The following is a 22618-nucleotide window of genomic DNA, read 5'->3' on the forward strand; positions in this document are numbered from 1 at the left end:
AATATTATTAAATAAAAGATAAATAGATTGGACAGGTGTTAAGTTAGTTAACAGGATGGTGTTAACTTGCTAACTCCTCGTGCTGGACGATTTGAAGAATTTCCATTACCTTCTCCCAAAACTCTGCTGCGCCATCTTCCAGAAATCGTTGTGGATAACGCAGAATTGCCGCATCACTGGATAGCGCAAATCCTGAAAGCATTTTTTGACTGGCTAAACTCATGCAGGTTTGTGCAATGGATACATGCTCTTCAATCAGGTCATCTGGGGCTTGAATGAGAACTGCATCATGCACGGGCGCACACAAAGTAATATCGTTTTCCACCATCAAAATGCAAGCAATACGCAATAACTCAGAAGCATTAGCCTGCATAGGGAAGTTGCGTAGACTGCGTGGATTGAGATCTGATTGAACATTCAAATTCCATCCATAGAGCGTGGTAACCCTGTTTGCACTGACAGTATGGTTATAAAAGTTATCTGACCAATCCCAAAACTTGCAATAAACACGACGATGAATATCAAGGAGTTGCTTGGCACGAATCTTAGGTTGCTTAATGCGTAGCGCTAAGGCGTCTGCACCCATGCCATACTGGGTTGCTAAGACACATTGCTTATATTGCTCGCGCTCAGCAGCATGGGATTTCTTGGTTGCATCCTGTGGAACCGCTCCTGCTTGCTTTGCAAAGGCGAGATAGGGATCGCCACTCATATAGGCGGCTTTCATATTCTCATCATTTGACAGTGCCGCCGCTATCCCAAACTCTTGCTGACTCCAATCTATATACGCGATTGGTAGCCCTGGCTTTGGCTGGATTAATCCACGCGCCCATTTGCTTAATCCAAATATAAATTTTGTTGTCGAGGGTTGGTTGCGACCAGTAATAGAGCTAAAGGGCGATAGCAGGCAGCGATTACGACCATCGAGTCCAACTTGTAAGGCATTAAGTCGCATCTTCCCAAGGCTGTCGCGCAGGTTACGAAGCGGTGCCAAGATAGGGAAGGTCTTAGCCATGGTTTTGAATGTTTCATCATCCAAGGCCAGTCTGCCACTTGCTAATCTAGGCCAGCGTATGTTCTGCACCTTTAAATATTCTTCAAATAATGATTCTTTGAAGCTGCCATTTACGTAAACGCCGTAATTTTGGTCAATATCTTCAATTAACTTGGCTTTAATTGCATCCCAATGTACGCAAAGGTCTTGATAAAGCTCAAAATCAATCGGCACACCAGTTGATTCCATGATCGCTAATGCAATGTTGTATCGTCCGCGTAATAGTGCCCTTGGTAAATCTAATAGCGGCGCCATGGCATCTAAAAGATGTTTTAAAGAATCTACGTCGCTTTGGCAGTATTCAATAAGTTGTTGCTTTTCAAGCTCTGTAAATGGGCTGCCTCGTAGCGCAAGATCGCGCATTTCTGTTTTATGAGTGCCCTCAATTGAGGGGAGCCCAAAGAACTGTAGTGCGCCCAATAATGAGCGGCCAAATGGAAGGGTGGTGCCATTGGTGAGGTTTCTAAACTCGGTATACAGATCAAGAACGTAGTCTGGCCATGACCAACCTAGCGCGTCGTAACAACCCATTTCTGCGCTTGCATAAAAAGCCACCAAAATTGCTTTTGGATTTTCCCTGAAAGGGTGGTCATCCATTGCGTAGAGTTCGTCAGCCCAGATACGCTTATATTCACCTGTACTAGTGTTGTAGGAAACCATACAAATCACTTGAATGGGATTGCCTTCAATTCCTCCTATTTGCCTGAATTCAAAATCGATGAGGATGAATTCATAGTCTGATAGATTATTGAGGCCCATATCAAACCCTACCTTCTAATTGCTTGATGTAAGGATGATCTGGGCTGGAGATGACATTATTTAAAAAAACTGCTTGAATAAGCTCAGGCATTGTCTGGTCAGGCCAATGGGGGTCTCCGAGATTATTTGCCGCCTTAATGATTGTGTATTGCTGGGCATTCATATCGGACTCGATACGAACCCACTCATTCTCGGCAATTTGTATTGCTTGAATACAAGTCACATTCCATAGATTCGGCCGCCCACTAAGTTCCGGAATTGGCTGGGCAATGATTTTTGGGACTCCAGCGTTATCCACTGCCAATCGAAGCAACTTTGGGGTGGCAGCTTTGCCTAAATAACCTGCCACAGCATGCGTTGCAATATAGGTCTCGCCACTATCCTTATCCTCCACAATCAAAACAGGCACTTGATAGCTTGGATCCGGGTGCACCCTGGAGAATCGGTGCTTATTTAATTTGCCAAATGATGGCTTGGTTGGTAGCTTTACACCCCCTATGGTATTGGAGTATCCATCGGGAAGACGGAGATTGTCGAGCCAAGAAGGTTCATTAACTTTCTGTGTCATGCGACCTCCTTAGATGAAAGAAGTGCCCCAACTTGTTTAATGCTTGACTCTTGTTTTAATGCATTAGTTCCAACTGCGTAAACCACCTCATCAAAATGATTTGCATCAATTAATGTGCGGCCGGTTGGGCATAAGAGGGCTGAAGCTTGAATAAGAAGATTCTTATTTTTCCTGATAAACCATTGAAGGCTCGCTTCGCTAGGGAAAATATGTGTGCGACCATCGGATATGTAATCCTTCGGTGTCTGTAATAGACTTAAATCATTTGTATGTAACATTAAATGCCTCTTAGTGTAAAAAGAAATACCTTGTAGTAACGAGGTTTCCGACCCCGGCACCTAGTTAATTAGCTTGGTGCATCGTGATCCTAAGAGTTTTATGCTGTTTTAAATATCATCAAAATGCAGCATTTCGGAGGTATCTTTTTCTACTAAACCCTATTTTTGGTAGGTCTAGTTTTTCTTTTGGGGAATGGATCAAATCCTTTAAGCTTAATTATTTCAGCGGTTATTTCATTCCAAATTTCAGAAATTTCTGATGAGTTAATTTTGTATCGGTTTTGAATATTTTCAAATGCTCGAGCGTGAGTAAGTTTGCCTTTTCCTTTTATTAATTCCCGCGTAACTAGGGTATAAATCATTCTCTTCTGGGAAAGAATAAATTGCTGGTGCAGTCCTTTCTTTTGCTTCAGTGAGGATTTGAAATTTTCTAGAATGTAGGCAAGAATTGGCATGTATGAGGGATGCATCTCAACTTGGCTATTGAGAAGTTCGCACAATTCCTTTGTTGAATTCTTGATGAAGGCAAACTGGAATGCGATGTAGTATGGTTCCGGATCTATAAATTTACTAACCTGCTGTATTCCATTTGGTTCTGCGGTGCCCCAGCTTACTTCTGCAGAGCTGGGAAGCACACGTGGCTTAATAATCTGCCTCTTGCTTGATTCCGTGCTACCTCTAAAAAAGTGGGTTGAAATAATCGGTTCAGATGCGGCTTTATAGGCCTGTTCAAGTTTTTCGTAAATCTCAGGAATCATTGCCTATATCTCCTAATACTCGATTAACTAGCGCGCTTTTGTGTTCGGTTGCTAGATGGCTATACCTTTTGGTGACACTTAGATTACGATGCCCAAGTACATCACCTATTTCGAGAAGCGTAGCACCGTTTTGAGCAAGATATGAAGCGCAGGTATGTCTGAGGTCGTGGAAGCGAAAATTTTTGATCCTTGCTTGTTTTAAAGCTTCTCTCCACACCCAATCAAAGTGGTATGCAGCATCCGGCCTTAAAGTTGAAGCAAATACAAGTTTGGATTCTGTAGTTTTAAATTTCTCAAGCTCTTGTAATACTGCTGGAACTAATGGGAGGGTCTTTCTATCGCCATTTTTAGTTCTGTGAATGGCGGCTTCAGCTCTTTCGCAATCAATATCGCCCCATTTGAGGCGCTTTAATTCTCCGCTACGAGCCCCAGTGGTTAGGGCTAAGAGGGTTAGAAGGTATAGTTTTGGCCACTTAGATTGTTTGCATGCATTGAGTAACGTAATACGTTCATCTTTATCCAAAAAACGAACAACTTCGTTGTGTTCGGGTGATTTTTCAATTCCCTTGCATGGGTTGGACCAGCCTTTTGGGGCTATACGTTTTTTAATGCACCAAGTAAATAGAGCTGCCATGGTAGCCACATATCTATTAAGTGTGGCGGCGGTATAAGGTTTATTCTTGGCTTTATAGATGGAATTTCCATCGGCGTCTTTGCCTGCGTAGTAACGAGGTTTTTTGCTCGAGAGCTCCTCAATTGCGTAAAAAATATGGTCTTCATCAACCTCTATAAGGGTGAGATGGCCAATTTTGGCTTGCCACCATGCCATGCGCTGGGCGCGACTCTCGTCACGGCCCTCATAGGCAGCCATATATGCATCAATTGCTTGGAAGATAGTTATGAGGCCTGAGCGCTCATAAAGAGCGGGGCGACTGCTTGTGCCAGTTTGCAACGTGCCGGAAATCACTGTTGCAGGCCCACTGGCGGGCGTTGTAGAACGATTCATTTTAGACCCTTACTTATGTCGTCCGCCTTTTCACCGGCGGACTGAAGTGGGAGTCTAGAAAGTCCCGTTACTACTAGGTATTTGGCTCCTCGACCTGGGCTCGAACCAGGGACCTACGGATTAACAGTCCGGCGCTCTACCAACTGAGCTATCGAGGAATAAGCCGATATTATAGCAAGATGAAATCATCTACTCCAAGTTCTGTGCAGATCCCTAAAGTATTGACCATCGCCGGGTCTGATAGTGGCGGTGGCGCAGGCATCCAGGCTGACCTCAAGGTCATTACAGCCTTGGGCGGATACGGGATGACAGTCATCACAGCTATAACCGCCCAGAACACTTTAGGGGTGAGCCGCATTCAGGATATCGACCTTGATGTGGTTGAGGCTCAGATCGATGCGGTATTGATGGATATTGGGGTCGACATCGTCAAAATTGGCATGTTGGCCAGCCCAGAAATCGTTCGAACTGTGGCTTTGGCTCTGAAGCGCCATGGGGTCAAAAGAATCGTTTTAGACCCTGTATTAAGAGCCACTTCCGGTGCCAGTCTTGGTGGTGACGATACCGCCCAAGCCATGATCGCCGATCTATTTCCGATGGCAACGTTGATCACCCCTAACTTAGAGGAGGCGTCCTTGCTTTTGGGTAGGGAGCTTAAAGGGCCGCAAGACTTTAAGTTGGCTGCGGAAGAGTTGCTCGATATGGGCCCTCAGGCTGTGTTGATCAAGGGTGGCCATCTGGATGCTACCCACACTCAGCTGACTGATTTTCTGATGTGGCGAACTATGGAAGATGGTCTTGAAGTAGTTCAGTCAAAAGAATTTAAGCACTACCGCGTGAATACCGCCAATACCCATGGCACTGGTTGCTCTTTAGCATCTGCTATCGCGACCTATTTAGCGGATGGGCATGATCTTACTCATGCGGTTGCCAAGGCAATCTCTTACGTTGAAGCTGGACTAGAGGCTGGACGTTTCTTAAGTATTGGCGAAGGTCCTGGACCCTTGTGGCATATGCATGATTTTTATCCAACGGCGTTGCCAGAGGAAGAGGGCAAATACTAAAACTTAAAGCAGGACGCTATGCATCTCTGGACTTAAGTTTTCATCAGCTCTTGTAGCCGCTTGACGGCTTCTTTAGGGTCACTTGCCCCATTAATAGCCCTCACTACGGCAACAGAGCCAACACCACTTTGAGCTACCGCATGGATACTGGTCTCATCGATACCGCCAATAGCTACTAAAGGGTAGTGATTCATCAGCTTAGCGTATTTATAGAGACGACCCAAACCTTGGGGGGCTGTAGTCATCTTTTTGAGATTGGTAGGAAACACAGCACCCATGGCGATATAACTTGGGCAAAAGCGATCTGCACACACCATCTCAGCATAACCGTGTGTACTCAAGCCTAAGCGTATACCTTCTGATCGAATGGCATCCAAATCTGCAGTCTCTAAATCTTCTTGCCCTAAGTGAATGCCATATGCGCCAGCTTCAATCGCCTCTTGCCAATAATCATTAATAAAGAGTAGAGTTTTGCTGCCTTTAACGGCATGAACAGATTGCGCTATCTGCTTGCGAATGAGTTTTTGATCATTCGATTTCAGGCGCAGTTGCACAGTTGGCACTTCAGCCTCGACCATGCGCTCAACCCAATCCGCATCGGGCATCACAGCATATAGACCTAAACGCTTAGGACACTCCGCAAAGGCATTGGGATTCATATTGCGAGTCCAGGGAAGCAAATCAAAATGCTCAGGTCTGGAGGGCCATTTAAATGGATTAAATCCACCATCTTGGTGAACCATGCGAGACCATGCCTTACCTAAGACTTTGGCATCACATTCTATAAAGCCCATTTCAATTGCAGCAACTGTGCCCGCTAACTCGTAGTGATCAGCGGCATGCTCGTTATCAATTTTTGGGGGTGGAGATGCGAAGCTATATGCTGGAATCGGAATGCATAAATCTTCCTTGCTATGCGCAGCAATAATTTGGTCAGCAAGATCGCGAACTAAGCTCATCAGTTTCGCTCGTTAACTTTGATGCCAGAAAGGTGTGCCAACTAATGGTGTGCTGGCTTGAGCCGACTGCTGGGCTTTCATGGCACCAGAAAGATAAGCGCTACGGCCAGCATCTACTGCCATCGCAAATGCTTTAGCCATCGCTACGGGATCATCGGCCAATGCTACTGCGGTGTTCAATAACACGCCATCAAAACCCCATTCCATGACAGCGCATGCATGCGAGGGAAGGCCTAGGCCTGCATCAACCAAGAGAGGCACATTTAAGCGATCTCGTAGGAGTTTTAATGCATAAGGATTTAAAGGGCCTTGACCTGTTCCGATGGGTGCGGCCCAAGGCATCACGGCCTGGCAGCCTACATCAACTAAGCGCTGACACAAAATCAGATCCTCAGTGCAATAAGGCAATACTTTGAAACCATCTTTAATTAAAGTTTCAGCTGTAGAGACTAAGCGCAAGGTATCGGGTTGTAAGGTGTAGTCATCACCAATGAGTTCAAGCTTAATCCAGTGGGTTTCAAAAACCTCACGTGCCATCTGCGCAGTAGCGATCACTTCTTTTGGGCTGTGACATCCTGCGGTATTGGGTAGGACCGGTACAGCCATTTTTTTGAGCAAGTCCCAAAAGCCTGAATGCGCTTCTGCAGTAGACGTGCCTTGCCTACGAAGGCTCACTGTAATCATGCCGGGGTTGGATTGCTTTACAGCATTCTCCAAAACTTGTGGAGATGGATAACGGGATGTCCCAAGCAATAAACGGCTAGCAAAGGTCTCGCCATACAGTACCAATGGATCTGCTGTATGGGAGGGGTTTAATAAGCGGGCGGTCATGTGGATCAATTACTGGTGTATTTATTTCTTCATTTTTGTCTGAGTTAGCCGCCAGTTACTGGCGCGATGACTTCCAGCTCATCGCCTTCATGCAACACTTCTTCAGCATGCCTAGTCTTGGGAACGAATTCATAATTAATGGCAACCGCAAATGGTGGACGAGCATCGATGAGTGATAAAACATCATCAATCGTGCTGTTATCTGGCACCTCTGTTGCAACTTGATTTACCATTATGCGCATGCACTTAACTCCTTATGGGCAGTCGCAGTTGTTACCTGTAAACCCAAGTTCATGGCGGTAGGGCTAGTACCAGAGCTCAATAGCTCAAGGGCACAATCAAGAACAGCTGGCGAGATCATGAAGCCATGACGATACAGTCCATTGATCATCATCAAACTCGCAGTGTTGGACTTTTGCTCTACACAAATTTCAGGAAGATTATCTTTGAGTGTGGGGCGACATTGTGTTGCCATCTCCAAAATACGCGCTTCGGCAAAGCCGCTATGCACCGTATAAACCGCACTGAGTAATTCCATGGCTGAGCGTACGCTCATTGGCGATAGGTCTTCTGACTCAATCTCAGTTGCACCAACCACATAGACATCATCTTCTTTTGGGGCAATATAGATTGGGTAGCGCGGATGAATTAGGCGGGTAGGGCGTCGCAACTTAACTTCTGGTGCATAAAGACGAATGACTTCGCCACGCACGCCGCGTAAATTTTTGGATGCGTCACCATCACCAAGGTGCCCCCAAGAATTTTTGGCCCCAAGGCCACGACAGTCGATGACCCAATCAAAACCATTGTCTTTGTAGCGAAGTTGCTCTGGATCAACGGATTGATGCCAATGGCAGGGCACCTTCATCAAGGTGAGCTCTACTAATAGGGCCTCCAACAGCTGGCGATTATCTAATTGACCCTCATTCGGCAGATACAGGCCTTGAGTAAAACGATCAGCAACGCCGGGTTCGATTTCTGCAAGCGATTGGCCATCGAGATGGACGGGTTTAGAAAGTGAATTATTGCGATCGCAATTTCTTTCTAGGTGAGAAGCAAAACGTTCTGCATCACTGGCATCTTGACGGTGCCACAAGATCAAAGTGCCATCTTGCTGAAAATAGACTGGCTTGGCTAATTCATTGATGATTTGTTTCCAGCGTGGCAGGCTATGAACACCCATACGAACCACGTTATTTTCAGTAATAGCGGATTCTGCTAGTGGCGCCAACATAGCAGCAGCGATTCGGGCAGCTGAATCGGTGGCATCTGAAGCGCCTTTCTCAAACAGCTCAACTTGAGCTCCTCGCTTAGCAAGTGCGACCGCTAGCAACCGGCCCATCAGGCCGGCGCCAACGATGGCATATTTGCCGTTTGAGAATGCGTTTTTCACTTACTGATATATCTCGCTACCGCGCTTACGGAACTCTGCGGACATTTCTTCCATTCCCTTTTCTGGATCAGTAGAGGCATCGACAGTAATTGGAATCACTTTCGCTTTAGGATTGCCATCCGCATCTAATGTCGCCGCGTAATCACGCACTTCTTGTGTGATCTTCATAGAGCAGAATTTCGGTCCACACATCGAGCAGAAATGCGCAATCTTCGCTCCTTCAGCAGGTAAAGTCGCATCATGATATTCGCGGGCACGCTCAGGATCTAAACCAAGATTAAATTGATCTTCCCAGCGGAATTCAAAACGCGCTTTTGATAAAGCGTTATCGCGTACTTGAGCGCCCGGCAAACCTTTGGCTAAGTCGGCACCATGGGCTGCAATCTTGTAAGTAATGATGCCCGTGCGCACATCCTCTTTATCTGGCAAACCTAAATGCTCTTTAGGTGTGACATAGCAAAGCATCGCTGTACCGTACCAACCAATTTGCGCAGCACCAATACCGCTGGTAATGTGATCGTAACCAGGGGCGATATCCGTAATCAATGGTCCAAGGGTGTAGAAGGGAGCTTCTAAGCAATGCTTTAATTCTTCAGTCATGTTTTCTTCAATGCGCTGCATTGGGACGTGACCAGGGCCTTCAATCATGACCTGAACATCATGCTTCCAAGCTTTGGCGGTTAACTCGCCAAGGGTATGTAGTTCGCCAAACTGCGCTGCATCATTGGAGTCAGCAATACAGCCTGGACGCAAACCATCACCTAAGCTAAATGACACGTCGTAGGCTTTCATGATTTCGCAAATCTCGTCAAACTTCGTATAGAGGAAGTTTTCTTTATGGTGGGCTAAGCACCACTTCGCCATGATCGAGCCGCCGCGCGACACAATGCCGGTGATTCGGTCAGCAGTAAGGGGAACGTAGCGTAACAAAACACCCGCATGAATGGTGAAGTAATCCACGCCTTGTTCAGCTTGCTCTACTAGGGTATCGCGGAACATTTCCCAGGTGAGATCTTCAGCAACACCACCGGTCTTATCTAGCGCCTGATAGATTGGAACAGTACCAATCGGTACTGGAGAGTTGCGAATAATCCACTCGCGGGTTTCATGAATATGTTTGCCAGTTGATAGATCCATGATGGTGTCTGCACCCCAACGAATCGACCACACCATTTTTTCAACTTCTTCATTAATTGAAGAGGTCACAGCGGAGTTACCCAGATTGCCGTTAATCTTCACGCGGAAATTACGACCAATAATCATTGGCTCTAGTTCTGGATGATTGATATTAGCAGGAATAATCGCACGACCAGCAGCAATTTCCGAACGGACAAATTCACCGGTAACAATGTCGGGAAGGTTGGCGCCGTAACTCTTGCCAGGGTGTTGCTTGAGTAGTTGCTTATATTCAGGATTTTTGCGCAGTTGCTCAAGGCCCATGGACTCACGCAAAGCGACATATTCCATTTCTGGAGTAACGATACCTTTGCGGGCGTAATACATCTGACTAACGTTCTGGCCCGCTTTAGCAACGCGAGGGGGATTGATGTGGGCAAAACGCAAACTCTGGGTAGCCTCATCTTGTGAACGAGCCACACCATATTCAGAGGATGGGCCAGCTAATTGCACGGTATCGCCGCGCTCTTCAATCCAGTTCTTACGCAGTAAAGGCAAACCTTTTTCAAGGTTAATCACAATGTCGGGATCGCTGTAAGGGCCAGATGTGTCATAAACCGGTACCGGTGGATTAGGCACCATCTCTTCGCCAACGCGCGTAGACAATTGTTCAATCATGCGGATTGGGGCCTTGATGTCTGGACGCGAACCTTCTAAATAGGTTTTTGTAGAAGCGGGATAGGCAAATTTTTGGCCGAAGTCTCGCTCTAAGCTTTTTAAGCTTGGAATTTCTTGTTTTGATTTTTTGTTGGTATCGCTCATGTCCATCTCCTGACTGTGTTTAGATGGACGAAACCGGGTGACGGTCTGATGGAAAACTCCCCACGCCAGCATTACCTGGATCGGGTTATAGGGTCTTTCTCAGCACCTCAAAGTTCAAAACCTTTAAGGGCACCCCTGTTTCATCCTTAGAGCTAATTTAACCACGAAATGACTTTCAGTTGGATGATCAAAATCAAGTCGTCAATTCGATTCAGGATGATTTAGTTAGCTTTTGTATTGCGCAGGATGAAATCCGCTGTCACAAAGGCCGCATCGCTGGTAAATTCATCGGCCAAAATGCGGGCAGCAGCCTCTGAAAGAGAGATTTCGATAAAACCACTGACTTCACCATCATGATTGGTGGGAACAAAGTTATCCGCCAGCTCTAGGTCATAGATAAAGAGCTGTTCATCATGAAAACCCCGGCCTGGAATGGGGCGGCGCATATGTATGCGGCCAACCGGCTCAATTTGGTCTGAAATTTGGGGGGGAACACCAGCCTCTTCCCATAACTCCCTGCGAGCGTTAACCCATGGGGTCTCATCAGCCCCAATACCGCCTGCTGCTAGGTTATCTAGGCGACCTGGGTCAGTAGACTTGGTTTCACTCCGACGTCCCAGCCAGAGATTGCCAGCTTTGGTATAGCCATTAATGTGGGTTGCCATGCTACGAAAGCCAAAAGTACGGAAAGCAGAGCGTTCTAAGCGGAAGTATTCATGGCCATTTTGGTCAATCCAGGCGAAGTCCTCGTGCCGCCAACCAGGAATAAAGCCACCTTGGTGCATTCGGTCGGCTAATTTAGCCAGGCTTTCTGACAATATTAAAGGTCGCGCATGCGCAATAGTCAGGTGAGCATGATCCATTTCCACGTGAGAAATGGGATTTTTTGCCAAGGATTCTTGCAAATAGGGAATAAATTCGGGGTTTAAGTGCCCAATCACTTGGCCAGATGAGGCGCCACCCAAAAATTGGATGGGTAAAAAATCTTGTGGAGCGGATCTCGCGGTGTTTTGGAGCATCTCCTCTAAAGCGGCGATCGTGCTGGTGGTGAGCTTATGCATGCCCTAAGTGTAAGAGAAATTAAAAATACTGAAAAACTAGTCTAAAAATCTATAAATGAAGTTGAATTGTCAACAGATCTTTACTTATATTTTTGTCAGAGATGGATGCTCATAATTTAAGCAAGCTAGGTCACTCTATACAAATCTGTGACTTACGAAAACTTTTGGGTATTTATCCACACAAGCTGTGGATAAGTTTTGAATTGAGGGGTGGTCCCGCCGACAGGAATCGAACCTGTATCCCACGCTTAGGAGGCATGTGCACTATCCATTGTGCTACGGCGAGAAAAAAGTAACTACTCAAAATCAAATCAATACCAAACAAGCTCTAGAAATGGTATTTGGCGAAATCATTATCCACGCATCCCAATGCAACTACCACTTACCAGCCGCAGAGCGCCCAAACTTGATTGGTAATTGCTACGGTTAAGTCTGGCGCAAAGTATGCGGTGAAAATAACTCCTAAGATTAATAGCGATAGGACGTATAAAAACAAACGCGTAATAGAAATTTTCATCAGAAAAATTTAGGCAGTTGCAACACGATGTATTGCTCGCTCTTTTACTGGCAAATTTACCAAGAACGCAAACACACCCAAGGCAATCGCAATATTCCAAACAATCAGATAGGACCCAGTTCGGTCAAATAAATAGCCGCCGAAATAAGCTCCGCAGAAGCTACCCAATTGATGTGAGAAGAACACCAAGCCAGATAGCATCGTGAGGTATTTGACGCCAAAGATCTGGGCCACGATTGCATTTGTGAGGGGGATAGTAGATAGCCACAGAAAGCCCATGATTGCTGCAAAGATATAAGTGGACGTTGGGCTCAGGGGTAGCCAAACAAAAGCCATGATGGCAACAGACCTGCTGATATAGATGCCCGATAGAAGGTAGCGCTTTGGAAAGCGTTGTCCCAGTATTCCAGCGCTATAGGTACCGAAGACATTAAAAAGCCCAATCAAGGCAAGTGCAGTCGTTGCTACGGCAGGAGCACCCACATCTGGATAAATTTTAGATAAATCTTTAAGGTAGGGCGCTAAATGAACAGCAATAAACACCACTTGAAATCCGCACACAAAATAACCTAAAGTAAGCAATCTAAAGCTGGGATTTCCGATTGCCTCTTTTAGAGCTTGTTTAATAGTTTGATCGCTTCCTTGGTGGGAATTAATGACACCCGGTTCGCGCAACATAAACGCAATCGGAATCATCAGGCTAGCCATGAGCGCTAACATGAGTAACGCATCATTGGCACCAAATCCTGTGAGTAAACCCTGTTCAACCGGAATCATGAGGAACTGCCCAAATGATCCAGCTGCTGCTGCAATACCCATTGCCCACACTCGTTTTTCCGCAGCAACGTTACGACCTAATATTCCATAGACCACGCTGTAGGTAGTTGCAGTTTGTGCAAGGCCAATCAGTAATCCACCGGCTAAAGAAAAATTCAGCGCATCCGTCGAGACTGCCATACCAGCTAAGCCGAGTGCATAAAGTGCGCCACCAGCGACCATGATTTTGAATGCGCCGTAACGATCGGCTAATGCTCCAGTAATGGGTTGAACGGCTCCCCAAATCAGATTCTGTAATGCGATAGTGAGAGCAAAGGTTTCACGCCCCCAACCATTCGCCATCGTAATTGGAAGATTGAATAGACCGAAACCATGGCGGATACCCATGGAGAAGGTCACCATCAGCCCCCCAAAAATGAGCACTTGTTTGAGTGATAGTTTTTGACTTTGATTGGTGGAAGACATGTGATTTAAACGACGCCCTTTTCTTGCAAGGCAGCAATAGCCTGAGAATCCAGATTCAAGCGCTCCCGAAGAATCTCATCAGTATGTTGACCTAGGGTAGGTGGCGCCATACGGACTTCAACAGGGGTTTCTGAAAGTCGCATTGGGCTGGCAACGAGCTTCATATTGCCTGCCGTTGGGTGTGGAACGTTAATTTGGACGCCTCGAGCCTTGACTTGCTCATTATCAAAGACCTCTTCAAAGTTGTTAATGGGGCCGCAGGGCACGTTATCAGCCTCTAAAAGCTCGATCCACTCAGCCTTTGTTTTGCGCCGAGTCATTACTTCTAGCAACGGTATCAAGGACTTGCGGTTCTCAACTCGAAGGGGATTATTAATGTAATGGGGATTTTCAGCCAAATGGGCTTCTCCGCCAGCTGTAACAAAGTGCTTGAATTGACCATCATTGCCAACGGCGACAATCATCCAGCCGTCTGAAGTGGGGAAGGTTTGGTAAGGAACGATAACGGGGGAAGCGTTGCCCCAGCGACGAGGGACGTGATTTGAGCATAAATAGGCGCTAGACACATTCGCCATGACGGCGATTTGAGTATCTAAGAGGGCCATATCAATGTACTGGCCTTGACCAGTCTGATCCCGGTGGACAACGGCAGCCAAGATAGCCGTTGTGGCGTACATGCCAGTAAAGATATCAGCTATGGCCACCCCAGCCTTTTGTGGGCTGGCTCCTGGAACATCATCTGCTTCTCCGGTCACGCTCATAAATCCACCCATGCCTTGAATAATGAAGTCATATCCAGGGCGGTGGGCGTAGGGGCCGTTTTGACCAAATCCAGTAATAGAGCAATAAATCAGGTCAGATTTGACCTTTTTGAGGCTTTCATAATCAAGTCCGTACTTAGCCAGATCCCCAACCTTGTAGTTTTCGAGCACTACATCCGACTCTTTGGCGAGCTGCCGAATGATTTCTTGGCCTTCTGGTTTGCTGATATCGACCGTAATTGAGCGTTTATTTCGATTAATACAAATGAAATAGGCTGTTTCAACTGTGTCATTACCCTTGGCATCCTTCACAAAAGGAGGGCCCCAGTGACGGGTATCGTCCCCAACGCCTGGGCGCTCCACTTTAATGACGTCTGCACCGAGATCGGCGAGGTTTTGTGCGCACCACGGGCCGGCAAGAACACGGCTGAGGTCTAAAACGCGAATATGACTTAAGGCTCCCATAGGGCAATTTTGGCATGAATATAGGGGTAATTCAGGAAAATTCGGGTTTTAGTTTAGACATGACTACAATTTGCGCGCATGGCTACCCGTAAAACATCCGAATATAGCGAATCATCTATTCAGGTCCTAAAAGGACTTGAACCCGTGCGTCAGCGCCCGGGAATGTACACCCGCACTGACAATCCCCTTCATATTATTCAGGAGGTGTTGGATAACGCTTCTGACGAGGCTTTAGGCGGGTTTGGCAAACAAATCATTGTGACTTTGCATGCCGACAGTAGCGTGAGCATTGAAGACGATGGGCGCGGAATTCCGGTTGGAATGCATCCTACCGAGAAATTACCGGTTGTAGAAATCGTTTTTACCCAGTTGCATGCTGGGGGCAAGTTCGAAAAAGGCACTGGCGGAGCTTATGCCTTCTCCGGCGGCTTGCATGGTGTTGGTGTTTCGGTAACGAATGCGTTATCTAAGCGGCTAGAAGTCACTGTATGGCGTGAAGGCCAAGTGTCTACTTTGACCTTTGCTGATGGCAGAGTTATTGAAAAGCTCAAAACTAGCGCTGCTGGTAAAGAAGATAAATCACACGGAACACGCGTTCGTGCATGGCCTGATGGAAAGTACTTTGATAGCGCTGCTATCCCTATGCCAGAGCTTATTCGTTTATTACGCTCTAAGGCAGTGCTGTTGCCGGGCGTAAAAGTTACCCTGATTCAAGAAAAATCTGGTGAGAGTCAAACTTGGCAATATGCCCAAGGTTTGCGTGGTTACTTAAATGAAGCGATGGCTCAAGCCGGTCATGGCGCAGAAGTGATTCCACCATTTGAGGGTGAGCAATACGCTACTGGCAATGGTGATGATGATTCCTTTGCTGAAGGCGAGGGGGCGGCATGGGTTGTTGCTTGGACTGAAGATGGTGCACCAGTGCGCGAGAGTTATGTGAACTTGATTCCAACTCCAGCGGGTGGAACCCATGAGAGCGGTTTACGCGAAGGCCTCTTTAATGCTGTCAAAGGTTTTATTGAAATGCATGCCTTACAACCGAAGGGTGTGAAGTTAATGCCCGAGGATGTCTTTGCGCGCGCCTCATTCATTTTGTCTGCCAAGGTCTTGGATCCACAGTTCCAAGGGCAAATTAAAGAGCGCTTGAACTCCAGAGATGCGGTGCGTTTGGTTTCTGGTTACGCAAAATCTGCACTAGAGCTTTGGCTCAATGAGCATGTGGATTACGGTCGCAAATTAGCGGACTTAGTTATTAAGCAGGCTCAAGCAAGAACCCGTGCTGGTCAAAAAGTAGAAAAGAAAAAGTCTTCCGGCGTAGCGGTTCTGCCTGGCAAGTTGACTGACTGTGAGAGTCAAGACATCACACTGAATGAAATTTTCCTCGTAGAGGGTGATTCAGCGGGTGGCTCTGCCAAGATGGGCCGTAATAAAGAATACCAAGCTATTTTGCCTTTACGCGGTAAGGTTCTTAATACCTGGGAGGCAGAGCGTGATCGCTTGTTCGCCAACAATGAAGTGCATGATATCGCCGTTGCTATTGGTGTGGATCCCCATGGCGCCAATGACACGCCTGATTTATCAAATCTACGTTACGGCAAAGTCTGCATCTTATCGGACGCGGACGTGGATGGTGCGCATATTCAGGTCTTACTGCTCACATTGTTCTACAAGCATTTCCCTAAGTTAATTGAGTTGGGTCATATTCATATTTCCAGACCGCCATTGTTCAGGGTTGATGCTCCCGCGCGCGGTAAAAAACCAGCGCAAAAGATTTACGCTCTAGATGCAAATGAGCTGCAAGCAATCGAAGATAAATTACGCAAAGATGGCGTGAAGGAATCTGCATGGCAAATTTCCCGCTTTAAGGGCTTGGGAGAAATGAGTGCTGAGCAATTGTGGGATACCACTTTGAATCCAGATACCCGTCGCCTATTGCCGGTGACATTGGGCACTTGGACGGAAGATGAAACAATTAAAACGATGGATATGTTGATGGGTAAATCCGAATCTGGGGCGCGTCGTGATTGGCTTGAAGAGCGCGGTAATGAAGTCGAGGCGGATATCTAATGGCAACTAAAAAAACTCCCGGGGATTCAAGCTCAATTGAGCAAGCTGATTTATTTTCTGCTGAGCCAATTGAAATGAATATTGTTGAGATTGAGCAGACTGTTGCTCCAGAAGCTGGTGGCCCCAAAGATCCTCATGACCCTAAAATTGTAGAGCTCAATGAGGATGACAAAGACAGCCTAACGCTGGCTGTCTACGCTGAGCGCGCTTACTTGGATTACGCAATTAGCGTGGTTAAAGGCCGCGCTTTGCCAGATGTATCGGATGGTCAGAAGCCGGTTCAGCGCCGTATTCTGTTCTCGATGAGTGAGATGGGTTTGCGTGCTGATGCTAAGCCAGTAAAGAGCGCACGTGTTGTAGGTGATGTGTTGGGTAAATTTCATCCTCATGGTGACCAATCTGCTTATGACGCATTGGTGCGTCTTGCCCAGAGCTTCTCCTTGCGATACCCGTTGATTGATGGTCAAGGTAACTTTGGTTCGCGTGATGGCGATGGCGCTGCAGCGATGCGATATACCGAAGCGCGTTTAACCAAAATTGCTGGTTTACTGCTTAGCGAAATTGATGAAGGTACGGTAGATTTTGCGCCGAACTATGATGGATCATTCCAGGAGCCTAAGTTATTACCAGCGCGCCTACCTTTTGTCCTATTGAATGGCGCATCTGGTATTGCTGTAGGTATGGCAACTGAGATTCCTTCGCATAATTTGCGTGAAGTCGCTAGTGCTGCTATTGCTTTAATGAAGTCTCCCAAAATGAGTACTTCAGAACTCCTCGAAATCATGCCTGGCCCTGACTACCCAGGCGGTGGTCAAATTATTTCTTCTCCAGCGGAGATCGCGCAGATCTACGAAGCTGGTCGTGGCAGTTTAAAAGTTCGTGCCCGCTGGTCTATCGAAGAGTTGGCTCGTGGTCAGTGGCAAATCGTAGTTAACGAATTGCCACCATCCACTTCATCCCAGCGCGTACTACAAGAAATTGAAGAGATTACCAATCCCAAGGTTAAGGTCGGCAAAAAGACTTTGACTCCTGAGCAGAGCAATCTTAAGTCCACGATCTTGAATGTGCTGGACGGTGTGCGTGATGAATCTAGTAAGGATGCGGCTGTACGCCTGGTATTTGAGCCGAAGAGTAAAAATATCGATGTCAACGAGTTTGCAAACTTATTGCTAGCCCATACTTCGCTAGAGTCCAATGCGCCAATGAACTTAGTGATGATTGGTACTGATGGTCGTCCGCGTCAAAAAGGCTTAAAAGAGATCATCTCTGAATGGATTTCTTTCCGAGTAGGTACTGTTACACGACGTACTCAGTATCGCTTAGGAAAAGTGAATGACCGAATGCATATTCTGGAAGGGCGCCTGATCGTTCTTCTGAATATTGATAAAGTGATTAAGATCATTCGCAATAGCGACGAGCCAAAAGCGGACCTTATTAAAGAGTTCAAGCTGAGTGATCGACAGGCAGAAGATATTTTAGATATCCGCTTGCGCCAGTTGGCTCGACTTGAAGGCATCAAGATTGAGCAAGAGTTAAAGCAGCTGAAGTCTGAACGCGAAGATCTAGAGGGCTTATTACAAAGCGATACCATTTTGCGTAAACGCATCATCAAAGAAATCGAATCCGATATGAAGGATTTTGGTGATGATCGCCGTACTTTGATTCAGGAAGATAAGCGCGCTGTTGCGGAAACTAAGGTGTTGGATGAACCGGTGACTGTAATCGTGTCCCAAAAAGGCTGGGTGCGGGTTCGCCAAGGCCATGAGCATGATGCTACCCAGTTTGGCTTTAAGGCTGGAGATGCGCTCTACGGAACATTTGAATGCCGCACGGTAGATGTCATACAGGGCTTCGGTAGTGATGGTCGGGTCTATACCGTGCCTGTTAGTGATTTACCTGGCGCTCGTGGTGATGGTTCACCATTGACTAGTTTTGTAAACCTAGCAGCTGGTTCACAAATGGTTGCTTATTACGCTGGTCAGCCCGATGATCTCGTATTGATTTCAACCAGGTCTGGTAATGGTTTCTTGGCAAATGTCGCGGATATGACGACTCGTAACAAGGCTGGTAAATCTTTTGTTGGTATCGATAGCAAATTCCCTGGTGGTGATGCTCCTCTTGGTGCAGCTAAAGTCACAGCTGGAATGAAGCAGGTAGCTTGCCTATCCGAAGGCTCTAAGTTATTGGTATTCCCATTAGATGAGCTTAAGCGTTTACCTACGGGTGGTAAGGGTGTGATCTTGATGGGTCTAGACGATAAAGAAAAGCTTGCCTCAGCGATTGCTGTGGGTCCTGATGGCGCTACGTATTCTGGTGCTGGACGTGCTGGCAAGCCAACTGAGTTAAGTCTCGATGCAAAAACCTTGAAGTCGTTTGCAGGCAATCGTGCTCGTAAGGGCCACTTTGTAGAGCCAAGACTGAAAGACGGAAAACTGAAGGCGAACTAAGAGGCTTTACCTGTTAGCGCATAAAAAGAAACCCGGTCAGTAGCTGATCGGGTTTTTTATTTCCGTATTAAGGTTTCTTAGGGATCGGTGCGCCGTACTTCACCGCAATCACTTCAGCCAGAATCGATACGGCAATTTCTGGTGGAGTTAAAGCGCCGATAAATAAGCCGACGGGCCCGTGAAGTCGTTCTACTTCCTCTTGCGTCACATCAAATTCCAGCAGACGGGCTTTACGTTTCTGGGTATTCACTCTGCTGCCCAGCGCGCCGACATAAAAAGCGGGTGACTTTAATGCTTCCATTAAGGCCATGTCATCTAGCTTGGGATCGTGCGTTAAGGCAACAACAGCGGTATGTGAGTCGACACCAATTTCCAATAGCACATCGTCCGGCATGCCCTTAATGAACTGGATATGCTCGCGATTAATGCCTTCGGCATACTCTTCACGTGGATCGATCACGATGACTTCAAAATCGGATGCCAGCGCAAAGTCAGCTGTGTAAAGAGATAGCTGGCCCGCGCCAATAATGACCATGCGCCAGCGCGGACCATAGGTGGTTTTCATGATCTGATCATCACAGACAAAAGCCTCATTACGATTACCAGCTTCCAGCTTGGATTTGCCGGTAGTGAGATTGACTGTGCGCGAGGTAATTTGGTGATTGGAAATGGAGCTCAGAATGCTTTCTAGGATTGCCAATTCAGGTTTTGGCTCAACAAGCAAGCGTAGTGTTCCACCACAAGGCAAACCAAAGCGAGCCGCTTCTTGTTGACTAACGCCATAGACCACCATCTCCGGCAATTCTTTAGTGAGAATTTCGGTTTGAACACGACGTATTAAGTCATCCTCAACGCATCCACCAGAAACTGATCCCGTTACTTGACCATCACCTCTGATGGCTAACCAAGATCCGATCGGTCTTGGGGCTGAACCCCATGTTTGCACTACAGTAGCGATTGCCACTGGATGACCAGATTTGAGCCAATCAACGGCAGCTTTTAAAACGCTTAAGTCGGTACTGTTCATTTCTGATCTCTAATATTTTTTGTATTTATTATTTTTATACTGCCAATTTAACTATTATCTCTCTAATGACAAGTTCAAGCTCATCTACTCAAAACCCAAAGTTCCGCCTAGCTGTTCTGTTGCTTGCTGCGGGCGAGGGTAGTCGTCTGGGGGTGCATCCCAAAGCTTTGTTACGTAAGGAGGGTATTACGCTCCTACAAGCTTTGTGTAATGCCATCCAGCAATTTGAACCAGTTCAATGTGTCTCAGTGACGGGCTTTCATGCTGAGGAGATTGAGTCTGAAGTGATAAAGATAAATCCGTCCTTGGACTACCCAATGCGGCCGGTTCGAAACCATGCTCCAGAGAGGGGGCAGGCTTCATCTGTTCGCTTGGGGCTTGAGTCAATCCAAGAAGAATTTGATGTTTTGCTAGTCGCGCTATCAGACCAGCCCGAAGTGGGTGCAAAGGAAATTCAAGAATTGCTTGATGAGTACTCTAAGCGAGAGGGCTCAGAGGAAATCATTCTGCCAGTAGTGAATGGGAAGCGTGGCAATCCTGTGTTGTTTTCGCATAAAGCGGTGTTCAATATTCTGGCAACCCCAGGTATGGTTTGCCGAGAATTCATGGATGTTAATCCTGGCAAAGTTAGGACTATGCATACTAGCAATCAGGCATTTGTATTGGATGTCGACACATCGGAAGACATCCAAAAGCACAAATTAAGTCTGACGTAGTTTTAAATCTCTGCAATCAATTCGATTTCGACACAAGCACCCAAGGGTATTTGAGCCACACCGAATGCGCTGCGAGCATGCTTGCCGGCATCACCAAACACCTCAAAAAGCAACTCAGAGCATCCGTTAATCACTAAGTGCTGCTCAGTAAATTCAGAACTTGAGTTCACTAAACCCATGACTTTCACAATACGCTTTACTTTGTCTAACGAGCCAAGATGATTTTGCAAAGTAGAAATCAAATCAATCGCGATCGATTTAGCGGCGGCTTTACCAGTTTCTGTATCCATGTCTAAACCCAGCTTACCAACCCAAGGTTTGCCATCTTTTTTGGCAATGTGCCCAGATAGAAAAACAGTGTTGCTAGTGCTAGCTGCCATGACGTAGGCTGCAGCGGGTGGTCCAGGTGGTGGTAAATCAATTCCGAGGGCTTTAAGGCGATCACTAATGTGGTTTGTCATAGGGGCATCAATCAGATTAAAAAATAGTTACAAGGGTGTTCAATAAATCTTACTTGGAAAGCTGACGCATAGCGCTTTCTAGTCCATTGAGTGTTACTGGGTACATTCTATCTTTCATGAGACCCTGCATGATGTCGATCGACTGTCGATATTGCCAAACTGATTCAGGCTCCGGATTGAGCCAAGCAAAGTGAGGAAAGTGATCGATGAGTCGATTAATCCAGGTGGCGCCAGCCTCTTGGTTGTTGTATTCAACGGACCCATTCGGACTCAGTATTTCATACGGAGACATAGTGGCATCTCCGATAAAAATAAGCTTATAGTCGGGACCATACTTATTGATGACATCTTGAGTCGCGGTCACTTGATCTCGTCTGCGGCGATTACTTTGCCAGAGGTGCTCATAAATGCAGTTATGAAAATAGTAATACTCCAGATGCTTAAATTCAGTTTTGACCGCGGTAAATAATTCAGAAATTCGTTGGATATGATCATCCATGGATCCGCCGACATCCATCAATAGCAAGACCTTAACTTGATTGTGGCGCTCAGGGCGCATTTGGATATCTAGCATCCCTGCATTTGCAGCGGTGGAGTGAATGGTCTTGTCGAGATCTAACTCTAGGCTGGAACCCTCTCTAGCAAAACGACGTAAGCGGCGTAACGCCATTTTGATATTACGAGTCCCTAAGCTGAGGTCACTGTCGTAATCTTTAAATTCTCGCGCTTCCCAGACTTTGATAGCCGTTCGATTGCCAGCACTCTCCCCGCCAATGCGAATGCCTTCTGGGTGATAACCGCTATGGCCAAAGGGTGATGAGCCGCCTGCACCAATCCATTTATTGCCGCCACCATGCCATTCTTTTTGCTCTTTCATGAGCTCTTGAAGTCGCTTTTGCAATGCCTCAGGCCCGCCCAACTTTTTGAGAGCAGCCTTTTCCTCATCGCTTAATACGCGTTGTAATTTTTTCTCAAGCCAGTCTAGAGGGATGTCTGGAGCCAGCGCGATGATTTGCTCTACACCGTTGAAGTATGACCCAAACACTTGATCAAAGCGATCAAAGTGCCGCTCATCTTTCACTAAGGTCATACGCGCTAGTTGATAAAACTCATCAATCGAGGGCTCAATGACACCTGCCTTCAAAGCTTCAAGTAAGGTCAAGAATTCCCGAACAGAAACAGGCACCTTGGCCTCTTTTAACTTTAGGAAAAATTGAATCAACATGACTCAGCTATAGCGGTATGG

At 46.6% G+C, this 22618-nt stretch carries 21 protein-coding genes, 2 tRNA genes and 1 riboswitch; of the genes, 4 read left to right on the plus strand and 19 right to left on the minus strand.

Annotated elements, in window-relative coordinates; genetic code table 11:
• Positions 1-61: 61 nt before the first annotated feature.
• The 6 genes from ICN42_RS09440 to ICN42_RS09465 form a co-directional block, all read right to left on the minus strand.
• On the minus strand, positions 62-1813 hold the full coding sequence (locus tag ICN42_RS09440) for a DNA polymerase (RefSeq protein WP_216253837.1): 1752 nt from the start codon (positions 1811-1813) through the stop codon (positions 62-64).
• 1 nt (position 1814) lies between these two features.
• Complete coding sequence (locus ICN42_RS09445) at positions 1815-2381, minus strand: hypothetical protein (RefSeq protein ID WP_216253839.1); 567 nt, start codon at positions 2379-2381, stop codon at positions 1815-1817.
• A complete protein-coding gene (locus ICN42_RS09450; protein WP_216253856.1) occupies positions 2378-2659 on the minus strand; it encodes a hypothetical protein in 282 nt (93 codons plus the stop codon). Before ICN42_RS09450 ends, ICN42_RS09445 begins: the two co-directional genes overlap by 4 nt.
• A 152-nt stretch (positions 2660-2811) precedes the next feature.
• The gene (locus tag ICN42_RS09455) at positions 2812-3417 is read right to left on the minus strand and encodes a hypothetical protein (protein WP_216253859.1); all 606 of its coding nucleotides are present in this window, start codon (positions 3415-3417) and stop codon (positions 2812-2814) included.
• On the minus strand, positions 3407-4423 hold the full coding sequence (locus ICN42_RS09460; RefSeq protein ID WP_216253861.1) for a site-specific integrase: 1017 nt from the start codon (positions 4421-4423) through the stop codon (positions 3407-3409). The genes ICN42_RS09455 and ICN42_RS09460 overlap by 11 nt, the downstream gene beginning before the upstream one ends.
• A gap of 82 nt (positions 4424-4505) precedes the next feature.
• Positions 4506-4581: transfer RNA gene (locus ICN42_RS09465), tRNA-Asn, on the minus strand.
• A gap of 21 nt (positions 4582-4602) precedes the next feature.
• Here ICN42_RS09465 and thiD point away from each other — a divergent pair.
• Positions 4603-5487, plus strand: coding sequence for a bifunctional hydroxymethylpyrimidine kinase/phosphomethylpyrimidine kinase (gene thiD / locus ICN42_RS09470; protein ID WP_216253864.1), 885 nt, complete (start codon positions 4603-4605; stop codon positions 5485-5487).
• A 32-nt stretch (positions 5488-5519) separates the two neighbouring features.
• On the opposite strand, the gene ICN42_RS09475 is transcribed toward thiD, so the two are convergent.
• The 10 genes from ICN42_RS09475 to ICN42_RS09515 all read right to left on the minus strand — a co-directional run bounded on the left by ICN42_RS09475 (position 5520) and on the right by ICN42_RS09515 (position 14654).
• Positions 5520-6446 (minus strand): thiamine phosphate synthase, encoded by a 927-nt coding sequence (locus ICN42_RS09475; RefSeq protein ID WP_216253867.1) that lies wholly within the window; start codon positions 6444-6446, stop codon positions 5520-5522.
• A 12-nt stretch (positions 6447-6458) separates the two neighbouring features.
• A complete protein-coding gene (locus ICN42_RS09480) occupies positions 6459-7277 on the minus strand; it encodes a thiazole synthase (protein WP_216253870.1) in 819 nt (272 codons plus the stop codon).
• 44 nt (positions 7278-7321) lie between these two features.
• Positions 7322-7519 carry a sulfur carrier protein ThiS gene (gene thiS / locus ICN42_RS09485; protein WP_216253873.1) on the minus strand — a complete coding sequence of 66 codons (198 nt, stop codon included), beginning with the start codon at positions 7517-7519 and terminating at the stop codon, positions 7322-7324.
• Positions 7510-8670 carry an FAD-dependent oxidoreductase gene (locus tag ICN42_RS09490; protein ID WP_370626026.1) on the minus strand — a complete coding sequence of 387 codons (1161 nt, stop codon included), beginning with the start codon at positions 8668-8670 and terminating at the stop codon, positions 7510-7512. Before ICN42_RS09490 ends, thiS begins: the two co-directional genes overlap by 10 nt.
• Entirely contained in the window at positions 8671-10608 is a 1938-nt protein-coding gene (gene thiC, locus ICN42_RS09495; RefSeq protein WP_216862478.1) for a phosphomethylpyrimidine synthase ThiC, read from the minus strand.
• A gap of 40 nt (positions 10609-10648) precedes the next feature.
• Positions 10649-10755: riboswitch (TPP riboswitch) on the minus strand.
• Positions 10756-10829: 74 nt separating this feature from the next.
• A complete protein-coding gene (locus ICN42_RS09500; RefSeq protein ID WP_216253876.1) occupies positions 10830-11669 on the minus strand; it encodes an NUDIX hydrolase family protein in 840 nt (279 codons plus the stop codon).
• A 211-nt stretch (positions 11670-11880) separates the two neighbouring features.
• A tRNA-Arg gene (locus ICN42_RS09505) sits at positions 11881-11955 on the minus strand.
• A 96-nt stretch (positions 11956-12051) separates the two neighbouring features.
• Entirely contained in the window at positions 12052-12186 is a 135-nt protein-coding gene (locus tag ICN42_RS11970; RefSeq protein ID WP_255539348.1) for a hypothetical protein, read from the minus strand.
• Positions 12187-12195: 9 nt separating this feature from the next.
• A complete protein-coding gene (locus tag ICN42_RS09510) occupies positions 12196-13428 on the minus strand; it encodes an MFS transporter (RefSeq protein WP_216253878.1) in 1233 nt (410 codons plus the stop codon).
• 5 nt (positions 13429-13433) lie between these two features.
• Entirely contained in the window at positions 13434-14654 is a 1221-nt protein-coding gene (locus ICN42_RS09515) for a CaiB/BaiF CoA-transferase family protein (protein WP_216253880.1), read from the minus strand.
• 78 nt (positions 14655-14732) lie between these two features.
• Here ICN42_RS09515 and ICN42_RS09520 point away from each other — a divergent pair, with 78 nt between their 5' ends.
• Entirely contained in the window at positions 14733-16721 is a 1989-nt protein-coding gene (locus ICN42_RS09520) for a DNA topoisomerase IV subunit B (RefSeq protein WP_216253882.1), read from the plus strand.
• Positions 16722-16795: 74 nt separating this feature from the next.
• The gene (parC, locus tag ICN42_RS09525) at positions 16796-19168 is read left to right on the plus strand and encodes a DNA topoisomerase IV subunit A (protein ID WP_216862487.1); all 2373 of its coding nucleotides are present in this window, start codon (positions 16796-16798) and stop codon (positions 19166-19168) included.
• A 67-nt stretch (positions 19169-19235) separates the two neighbouring features.
• Here parC and ICN42_RS09530 read toward each other — a convergent pair whose 3' ends face one another.
• On the minus strand, positions 19236-20195 hold the full coding sequence (locus ICN42_RS09530) for an XdhC family protein (protein WP_216253883.1): 960 nt from the start codon (positions 20193-20195) through the stop codon (positions 19236-19238).
• 65 nt (positions 20196-20260) lie between these two features.
• On the opposite strand from ICN42_RS09530, the gene ICN42_RS09535 reads away from it, so the two are divergent.
• Complete coding sequence (locus ICN42_RS09535; RefSeq protein WP_216253885.1) at positions 20261-20911, plus strand: NTP transferase domain-containing protein; 651 nt, start codon at positions 20261-20263, stop codon at positions 20909-20911.
• A 2-nt stretch (positions 20912-20913) separates the two neighbouring features.
• On the opposite strand, the gene ICN42_RS09540 is transcribed toward ICN42_RS09535, so the two are convergent.
• Entirely contained in the window at positions 20914-21372 is a 459-nt protein-coding gene (locus ICN42_RS09540; protein WP_216253887.1) for a RidA family protein, read from the minus strand.
• A gap of 49 nt (positions 21373-21421) precedes the next feature.
• Entirely contained in the window at positions 21422-22597 is a 1176-nt protein-coding gene (locus ICN42_RS09545; RefSeq protein ID WP_216253891.1) for a VWA domain-containing protein, read from the minus strand.
• Between the last annotated feature and the right edge of the window lie 21 nt (positions 22598-22618).

It is taken from the genome of Polynucleobacter sp. 71A-WALBACH, from assembly GCF_018882365.1.
Taxonomy (GTDB): domain Bacteria; phylum Pseudomonadota; class Gammaproteobacteria; order Burkholderiales; family Burkholderiaceae; genus Polynucleobacter.